Genomic DNA, 8,306 nt, shown 5'->3' with positions numbered 1-8,306 from the left:
GTCTTCGCGCCGAACCTGTCGTTCTTCTTCTCGAACGGCATGGATCCTGAATACACGGTGCTGGGCCGCGTGGCACGCCGTCTTTGGGCTGTGGCGATGAAGGACAAGTACGGCGCCAATGACCGTTCGCAAAAGCTGAAGTACCACATCCAGACTTCCGGCCGCTCGCTGCACGCGCAGGAGATCGACTTCAACGATATCCGCACCACGCTGCAGGCGCTGATCGCGATCTACGACAACTGCAACTCGCTGCACACCAACGCTTACGATGAAGCGATCACCACGCCGACCGACGAATCCGTCCGCCGCGCACTGGCGATCCAGCTGATCATCAATCGCGAGTGGGGCCTGGCGAAGAACGAGAATCCGAATCAGGGCGCCTTCATCATCGAAGAACTGACCGACCTGGTGGAAGAAGCCGTGCTGCAGGAKTTCGAACGCATCGCCGAACGTGGCGGCGTGCTGGGCGCGATGGAAACCGGCTACCAGCGCGGCAAGATCCAGGAAGAGTCACTGCTGTACGAGCACAAGAAGCACGACGGCTCGCTGCCTATCATCGGCGTGAACACCTTCCGCAATCCGAAAGGTTCGGAAGCCCCGGCCACCATCGAACTGGCCCGTTCCACCGACGACGAAAAGCAGTCGCAGCTCACGCGCCTGGAAGAATTCCACGCTCGTAACGCCGACAAGTCGCCAGCCGCCCTGGCCGCGCTGCAGAAGGCAGCCATCGACAACGAGAACGTGTTCTCCAAGCTGATGGACGCTGCCCGCGTCTGCTCGCTGGGCCAGATCACGACCGCGCTGTTCGAAGTTGGCGGCCAGTATCGCCGCAATATGTAAGTCCATAACGCGCGGGAGGCTCGCTCCTCCCGCGCCGTTCAAGCTCTGATCTAACGCAATATGAGGTAGTGGGCAACTCGCTATTCTCGGAGAAGATACCTCTCCGAGGAGCTGCCATGCGATACGCTCGCCTCACCCCAGGGCAAGGCTTCCGGCCCATCAACAGCTTTCTCTACTATCTGCAGCGCATTGTTGTGGCGCCGCACTTGCGCCGCGCTTGCGTGTCGGTGTTCCGGCAATGGATACGCATTCGGCAGGGCAGCGGTCCCAAGCCTGCAGCGCTTGCGCAGCACCAGCTTGTCGACTCTCTGCGCAGCGAAGGCTATGCAGAACTCGGCCCCTTGTTATCCGACCGCCAGTGCGCGGAGATCCATGGCTACTTCTCGGACAAGAAACTGACAGGCCGTGGCGATGGCGCTTCCGGCTACACGATCGGCAACGTCCCGCCTCACGCGCGGCTGTCGGAATACAGCCTGGGCGATATCATCGGCAGTCCGCACATCCTGGAACTGGCCAATGATCGCCGCCTGCTGGAAATGGCATCCAGTTATATCGGTTGTAAGCCAACGATTTCTCAACTGGGTCTGCGCTGGTCCTTCCCTGCCGTAACCGTACAACGCGACCTGCAGCAATTTCATCGCGATTCTGAAGACTGGCGCTATCTGAAAGTGCTGGTATATCTGACCGATGTCAGCGCCGGCGATGGTCCGCACGTCTACGTGCGATCCACCCACAAATCCGGTGCGACAATGCGGTTGCATACGCAAAGCGACAGCGAAGTCGAACAGCAATATGGCCGGGAGAATCTGATCGTGGCCATGGGCCAGCGTGGTTTCGGTTTCGCGGTCGATACGGCGGGCATCCATAAGGGTCAGCGGCCGACGGAGAAGCCGCGCCTCATGCTGCAAATCCAGTATTCGCTGTTCCGCAGCTTTGCCTACGTCTACGAACCGCAACCCTACAAGGGCTGGCCGCCATTCGACCGCTACATCAACCGTTTGATACTGGCCTACCCACGGTAGCTCCTGCCAGCAGCGCGGGTTGCCAAAGCTCTTGCAGGGAAGCCGCTGGCGCACCTTCCACCAGCGCCTGCAGCATGACCGCCATCCTGGCCCCCGCTTCGCGCGCGCGCGGCTGGTCGATGGTGGTGACGTCGATGTCGCTCAAGGCATCGGCCAGGCTGCCCCAGACGATCAGCGAAATATCTTCGCCGATGCGTAGACCTGCGTCGAGCAGCGCCCGCACGGCCCCAACGCCGGCAAGGTGGTTGTCCACGATGACCGCCGTCGGGCGCGGGCTGCACGCCAGCAGCTGCTGCATGGCTGTGTAGCCGCTGCGGCGGTCGATGCTGTCTTCCGCCAGCCAGCGCGGATCGCATTGCAAGCCCGCCGCGGCCATCGTCGCCAGGAAGCTCGCGCGGCGCTGGGCAGCAAAGTTCATCTGCAATGGCGCGCTGACCATACCGATGCGTTGATGTCCCAGCGACAGCAAGCGTTCCGCGGCCATGCGGATGCCTGCCTCGTTGTCGTAATCGAACCACGCATAAGGCGCATCGAGCGATGTGCGGCCATGAGCGATGAAGGGGAAGCCGGCGCGGCTCAGGTAGGCAATGCGCTCATCGTGCACCAGCGTGCGGCTGACCACCAACCCATCCACGCGCTTGCCGCGCACCATCTGCTCATACGAGGGCATTTCATTGGCCGGCGACACCGGCGCAATGATGAGATTCATGGCCCGCGCTTCCAGCGCTTCGGACATGCCGCCCACCACACTCAGGAACATCGCATCGCCCAGATCCGCAGGTAGCAGCGGATAGATAATCCCCAGCACATTGCTGCGCCCAACCGCCAGGCTGCGCGCCATGGGATTCGCCTGATAGCCCGCCTCGCGTGCAGCCTTGAGCACACGCTCGCGCGTGACTTCGCTCACCTCCGGATAGCCGTTTAGAGCACGGCTCACGGTGGTCTTGGACATGCCGAGTTGGTCGGCGAGKCGCTTCAGGTTCATTACAAAATTATAGCGGACGCGTTCAGCCCATCATCTGCGCCATCCACCGCGCGCTTGAAGAAGTACAAGGTAATGAGAACCACGGTGATCGGCACCAGCGTCAGGTAAAACGCGGTGTGACCGCTGAAGGCGCCGAACACATAGCCGGTAATCAGCGAGCCCGTGGTGCCGCCCAGCGCGGAGAAGATCACCAGCAGGCCGGTCATCGCGGAATGCTGGTGCTTGGGCAGAGAACTGAGCATCACCGAATTGATGCCGGGGTATACCGGCGCCATGAACAGGCCAATCATCGGGAACAGGAAAGCGGCCAGCGGCGCATTCGACCAGGTGACGTTTGGCCCCAGCACCACGTCGTGCGTCATCGGCAGCGCGATCAGCACGATGGCGCCCATGCCGATCAGGCAGGCGTTCATCACCGGATACCAGTTCAGCCGGCGCATCAGCACACCGGCCGACAGGCGCCCCACCGCCAGGCAGGCTGCGAAGATGCTGGTGACCTGCACGCTCATTGCCGCGGGCAGTTTCAGGATTTCGTTATTAAACGTCGGCAGCCAGGTACCCACGCTTTGCTCGATCAGCACGTACAGGAAGGCCGTGATCACGAACACGCATACCAGCGGCTTGAAGAACAGCTTGAGCATGGCGGCGAAATCCTGCGACAGGCTGCGCTGCTCGGGCGCCACGGCAAGGTGTTCGTCGAAGGTCGTGGTCAGCAGCAGCACGAAGGTCAGCACGCACAGGCCAGCCAGCACCCAGTATACGTGCAGCCAGCTTTGCGATTTCGGATTGGCGGAATCGATAAAGAAGCTGAAGACCCAATAGGCGCACAGCACACCGATCATGAAGAATCCTTCCAGCGAATTCATGATGCCGGCATGCTGACGGCGGTCTTCCGCAATCAGTCCAACCGTCGAGTACACCGACACCTTCACCAGCGCAAACGACACGCCCACCGACAGGAACAGCAGCTTGGTGGTCAGGAAGCTCGGCGCCATGGGCATCGCGAGGCAGCCCACGGTGACAATCGCAAGCCCGATCAGCATGGCTTTCTTGTAGCCCAGCCGCGGCAGGAAAGAGGCCACCAGAAAGGACACGACCGCAATCGGCAAATCCTTGAAGCCTTCCAGCACGCTGGCGGCGGACTTGCTCACACTGTAGTTGTTGATGACCTGCAGGATCACCGTGCCCACGCTGTTCAGCAGGATGGCGAAGTTAAAGTAGATCAGGAACAGGATATAGCGGATGCGCTGGTTTTTCATTCATTGTCTCCATCGTTATTATTGTTATGGCTTACAGCGAAAATTGCGCGAGGCTTGGTATGACTTTGTCGGCCTGCCGCAACACTTGCGGGTCGCCGATACCTAAGGCATACATCCCGGCGGACTTGATCGAGGCTATCCCCGCCACGGCATCCTCCACGCCCATGCAGTCGGCTGGATCTACGCCCAGCTCGCGCGCGGCCTTCAGGAAAATCTCCGGGTCCGGCTTGCCGCGCGCAATGGTCGCGGCATCGACCACGTAGTCGAATTTGCCGGTGATGCCGAGCATATCCAGCACGCTGAAGGCATTCTTGCTGACCGAGGCGAGGCCGATCTTCAGGCCAGCAGCACGGCAGGCATCCAGCGCAGCCACGGCGCCGGGCAGCAGATCGTCGGGGGACATGGCGGCGATCAGCTCTTTATAGTGCTCATTCTTTTCGTGGGCCAGCGCCAGCTTCTCGTCCTGCGTGTATGAACGCGAAGACGAAGCAAGAATCAGGTCCAGCGAACCCATGCGGTCGATGCCCTTCAGGTGCTCATTGAAGGCTTCATCGAAATGCACGCCCTGTGATTCGGCGAGGCGTTTCCAGGCGAGGTAGTGATAACGGGCGGTGTCGGTAATCACGCCGTCCAGGTCGAAGATGACAGCTTTCATGGCAGTTCCTTGAGAGGCGACGCGGCACTGATTTCAACGCGGCCGCCGCGGTGGGTGAAGGCCAGCACGTCGCCGTGCAGCAGCTTGTATTCGGTCTTGCCGGCGCTGACGCGCACTTGCAGCAGGCAGCCATGCAGATGAATCTTGAACTGGTAGTGCTGCCATTGTTTCGGCAGCGTCGGTGCGAAGCTCACATCGCCCTCTACCACGCGCATGCCGGCGAAGCCGTAAGCCACGCCCATCCAGGTGCCAGCCATCGCCGCAGTATGCACGCCGTAGTGCGTGTTGCCGTGGGTGTCGTCGAGGTCGAGACGCGCCGTCTCCATAAAGTAGTCGTAGGCCTTGTCGTGGTAGCCCACTTCGGAGGCAATGATGCTGAAGATGCAGGAGCTCAGCGAAGAATCGTGCGTGGTCACCGCTTCGTAGTAGTCGAAGTCGCGCTTCTTGTCTTCCAGCGTGAACTGGTCGCTCAGGAGCAGCAGCGCCAGCACCACGTCCGCCTGTTTGCAGACTTGATGGCGGTAGATCACCATCGGGTGATAGTTCAGCAGCAGGGGATAGTTTTCCTTCGGCGTGTTGGCGAAGTCCCACACTTTCTTGGACAGGAAGCTGTCGTCCTGTTCGTGGATCTTCAGCGTTTCGTCGTAAGGCAGCAGCATCAGGTCCGCTGCACGGCGCCACGATGCAGGCTCGTTTGCATCCAGCTGCACGGCCGCCGCGATGCGCGAAAATTCGGACGGATTCTGCGACGACAGACGCTCGGCGATGGATGCGGCGAAGTTCAGGTGCATCTGCGCCATCGCATTGGTGTAGTAGTTGTTGTTGACCAGCGCTGTGTATTCATCCGGTCCGGTGACTTCGTTGATGACGAAACGCCCGTCGCGGTTGTAGCTGCCGATGCCGGTCCAGATGCGCGCGGTTTCCATCACAATCTCGGCGCCGTATTGCAGCAGGTAGGATTCGTCGCCCGTCGCTTCCATGTACAGCTTGATGGAGTAAGCGATGTCCGCGTTGATGTGGTACTGCGCGGTGCCGGCCGGGAAGTAGGCCGAGCACTCTTCACCTGCAATCGTGCGCCAGGGGTAGAGTGCGCCCCTGGTGTGCGACATCTGGCGCGCACGCTCGCGCGCGAACGGCAGGCCGGCGTAGCGGTACTCCAGCAGCTTGCGCGCGATTTCAGGCTTGTTGTATAGGAAGAAGGGAAAGATGTAGATCTCGGTGTCCCAGAAGTAGTGGCCTTCGTAGCCCTCGCCGGTCACGCCCTTGGCGGAGATATTGGTCTTGCCATCGCGGCCCACCGATTGCAGCAGGTGGTACTGGTTGAAGCGGATACCTTGCTGAAGTGCGTCGTCGCCAGCGATTTCCACGTCGGCCTGCGCCCAGAAGTCGGCGAGGTAGCCGGCCTGTTCCGCGACCAGCGCCTCGAAGCCAGTGGCGCGTGCGGCGTTCAGCGTGTCGCGCGTGCGCTGCGGCAGTTCGCCTTCCGCATAGTCGCGCGAGCTGTAATAGCTGCCGTACTTGTGCAGGCGGATTTCGCTACCCTGCGTCGCAGGCACCACATAGATCTGTTCGAGGCGCAGTTCGTCCTGCGCGGCGCCCTGCTCGTGCGGTGCACTGATGTCGTTCAGCGCGGCGGACACCAGCATGAAGCCGCTGTTGTGCGTGCGCTGAATCAGCGCGCAAAAATTCGGCTCCAGCTCGGCGCCCAGCAGATGCAGCACAGGGCCGCTCACGGCGCTACCCACGCGTGGATCATCGCCCGCTTCCTGATTTTTCACCGCGCCATCGATCGACGACACCAGCTTCACCTCGCCCGAGAAATTCAGCGGCGTGACGGCAAACTCGATCGCGAACAGATGCTTGTTGGCGAAACTGACGAGGCGGCGCGTGCGGATCGCCGCGCGCCGGCCCTGCGGCGAAGTCCAGACCAGCGAACGCTCCAGCACGCCGGTGCGGAAGTCCAGCTTGCGCTCGTAGTCTTCCACCTGGCCGGTCAGCATGTCGAAGCGCTCATCTTCCAGCCACAACGCCACGCCCTTCGCGTTCGGCACGTTCAGCATGAATTGGTTGGTCTTGGCCAGCGCGTAGGCGGCCTCGGGATAAGTGATCGGCTCGGACTCGTAAAAGCCATTCAGGTAGCTGCCATCCAGCGAAGTGCCGGCCGGGCCGGAATAGCCCTCCTCCAGCGTGCCGCGCAAGCCGATGTAGCCATTGCCGAGAGCGAACAGGGTCTCGTCCAGGAAGTTGGACGCCGTATCGAAGGCAGTTTCGCGGATACACCAGGCATCGAGTGGGTAGGTATGTTGCATCTTCGTCCTTTTGCGCGATTCAAACCGGTTTGGATTCGCGGCGTGTCGTTATCGTTTAAGCTTTCAACGGGAAATCAGGTCTGGCGGACGGTCAGCGTGGTCGGCAGCGTCTCGGACGTCACCGGCTGGCCGTTCATCAAGTCCAGCATCTTGCGCGCCAACAGCACACCGCCGTCGCGCAGATACTGGTGCACGCTGGTCAGCGGCGGCACAAAACTGGCCGCGCCCGGCGTGTCGTCGTAGCCGATGACGGAAACAATCTCCGGCACCCGCAGGTTACGTTCGGCCAGCGCACGGATCGCGCCCATCGCCAGCAAGTCGCTGGCGGCAAACACGCCGTCGAAGGCCTGGCCCTTCTTTTTCAGCAGGGCCGATATGCAGTCGAAGCCCGCCTCGAAGGTGAAGGCCTTCGGACGGATGATGTGCACGGTACCCTGCCCGCCCATCTCATCGATGAAGCCGGCGCAGCGTTCCTGCACCTCCGCATGGTCCACGTCGCCGAGAAAGACCAGCTTCTTGCGGCCCAGCTCGATGAAGCGGTGCGCCACGCTGGCGCCGCCCTTGCGGTTGTCACTCCCCACCACGATGCTGCTGGAGCCCGGTTCGGGCGCGCCCCACACCACCAGCGGCAGGCCGGTTTTCTGCAGCGTCTTCACCGCCTCGCCGTGCGAACCCTGCCCCAGCAGGATCAAGCCATCCGCGCCTTGCACCGGGGCTGTATCCAGCAGCTGTTTCGAGGTCAGCACCACGCTGTAGCCGGCCGTGGTCAGCTCCTGCGTAATGCCGCCCAATAATTCCATCGGATAAGGATCGGACATCGGCCGGCCCTTGGCGGGTGTCATTTCTACAACAACCGCCACCGAATAAGAACGGCCCATGCGCAAATTGCGAGCGCTCACATTGAAGCGATAACCTTGAGCTTCGGCAATGGCACGAACCTTCTGCCGTGTTTCTTCCGTCACGAGCGGGCTGTCGCGCAGCGCACGGGATACAGTGATTTTCGAGACCCCGGCCAGCTTGGCGAGATCTTCCATTGTTTTGTTCACAGCCATCAATCACTCAGTTGGGAAACGGTTCGGCGGATGCATTATGACAGGTTTTATTCGCCATTTTCCAATGTGTCGCAAAAAATGACATCGATATCATTTTGATTGACATCGATATCATTTCTTGTTTCAATGATTAGACCTTGGAGCCGAACCACATAACACGAAAGAAGAGACACCACATGAAGAC

The 8,306-nt window shown here is 60.9% G+C and carries 7 protein-coding genes; 2 read left to right on the top strand and 5 right to left on the bottom strand.

All coding sequences use genetic code 11. From position 1 onward, the window contains the following. A partial coding sequence (locus tag AB4Z11_RS15130; protein ID WP_442026071.1) for a methylmalonyl-CoA mutase family protein occupies positions 1-840 on the top strand: 840 nt, incomplete at its 5' end. A 116-nt stretch (positions 841-956) separates the two neighbouring features. Next, the gene (locus AB4Z11_RS15125) at positions 957-1,862 is read left to right on the top strand and encodes a hypothetical protein (protein ID WP_442026070.1); all 906 of its coding nucleotides are present in this window, start codon (positions 957-959) and stop codon (positions 1,860-1,862) included. On the opposite strand, the gene AB4Z11_RS15120 is transcribed toward AB4Z11_RS15125, so the two are convergent. The 5 genes from AB4Z11_RS15120 to AB4Z11_RS15100 all read right to left on the bottom strand — a co-directional run bounded on the left by AB4Z11_RS15120 (position 1,831) and on the right by AB4Z11_RS15100 (position 8,122). Further along, positions 1,831-2,847, bottom strand: coding sequence for a substrate-binding domain-containing protein (locus AB4Z11_RS15120; RefSeq protein ID WP_442026069.1), 1,017 nt, complete (start codon positions 2,845-2,847; stop codon positions 1,831-1,833). The two genes, AB4Z11_RS15125 and AB4Z11_RS15120, sit on opposite strands and share 32 nt — an antisense overlap. Then, on the bottom strand, positions 2,847-4,106 hold the full coding sequence (locus AB4Z11_RS15115; RefSeq protein WP_442026068.1) for an MFS transporter: 1,260 nt from the start codon (positions 4,104-4,106) through the stop codon (positions 2,847-2,849). The genes AB4Z11_RS15120 and AB4Z11_RS15115 overlap by 1 nt, the downstream gene beginning before the upstream one ends. Positions 4,107-4,137: 31 nt before the next feature. Further along, the gene (gene pgmB / locus AB4Z11_RS15110; protein ID WP_442026067.1) at positions 4,138-4,761 is read right to left on the bottom strand and encodes a beta-phosphoglucomutase; all 624 of its coding nucleotides are present in this window, start codon (positions 4,759-4,761) and stop codon (positions 4,138-4,140) included. Next, entirely contained in the window at positions 4,758-7,070 is a 2,313-nt protein-coding gene (locus AB4Z11_RS15105; RefSeq protein ID WP_442026066.1) for a glycoside hydrolase family 65 protein, read from the bottom strand. The genes pgmB and AB4Z11_RS15105 overlap by 4 nt, the downstream gene beginning before the upstream one ends. Positions 7,071-7,144: 74 nt before the next feature. After that, positions 7,145-8,122: a LacI family DNA-binding transcriptional regulator gene (locus AB4Z11_RS15100; RefSeq protein ID WP_442026065.1), complete on the bottom strand. Its 978-nt coding sequence runs from the start codon at positions 8,120-8,122 to the stop codon at positions 7,145-7,147. Between the last annotated feature and the right edge of the window lie 184 nt (positions 8,123-8,306).

This window comes from Pseudoduganella sp. RAF53_2, assembly GCF_052113985.1.
GTDB lineage: Bacteria > Pseudomonadota > Gammaproteobacteria > Burkholderiales > Burkholderiaceae_D > Rugamonas.
The sequence above is the reverse complement of the archived record's forward strand: the minus strand, read 5'-3'. Positions and strand labels throughout refer to the sequence as shown.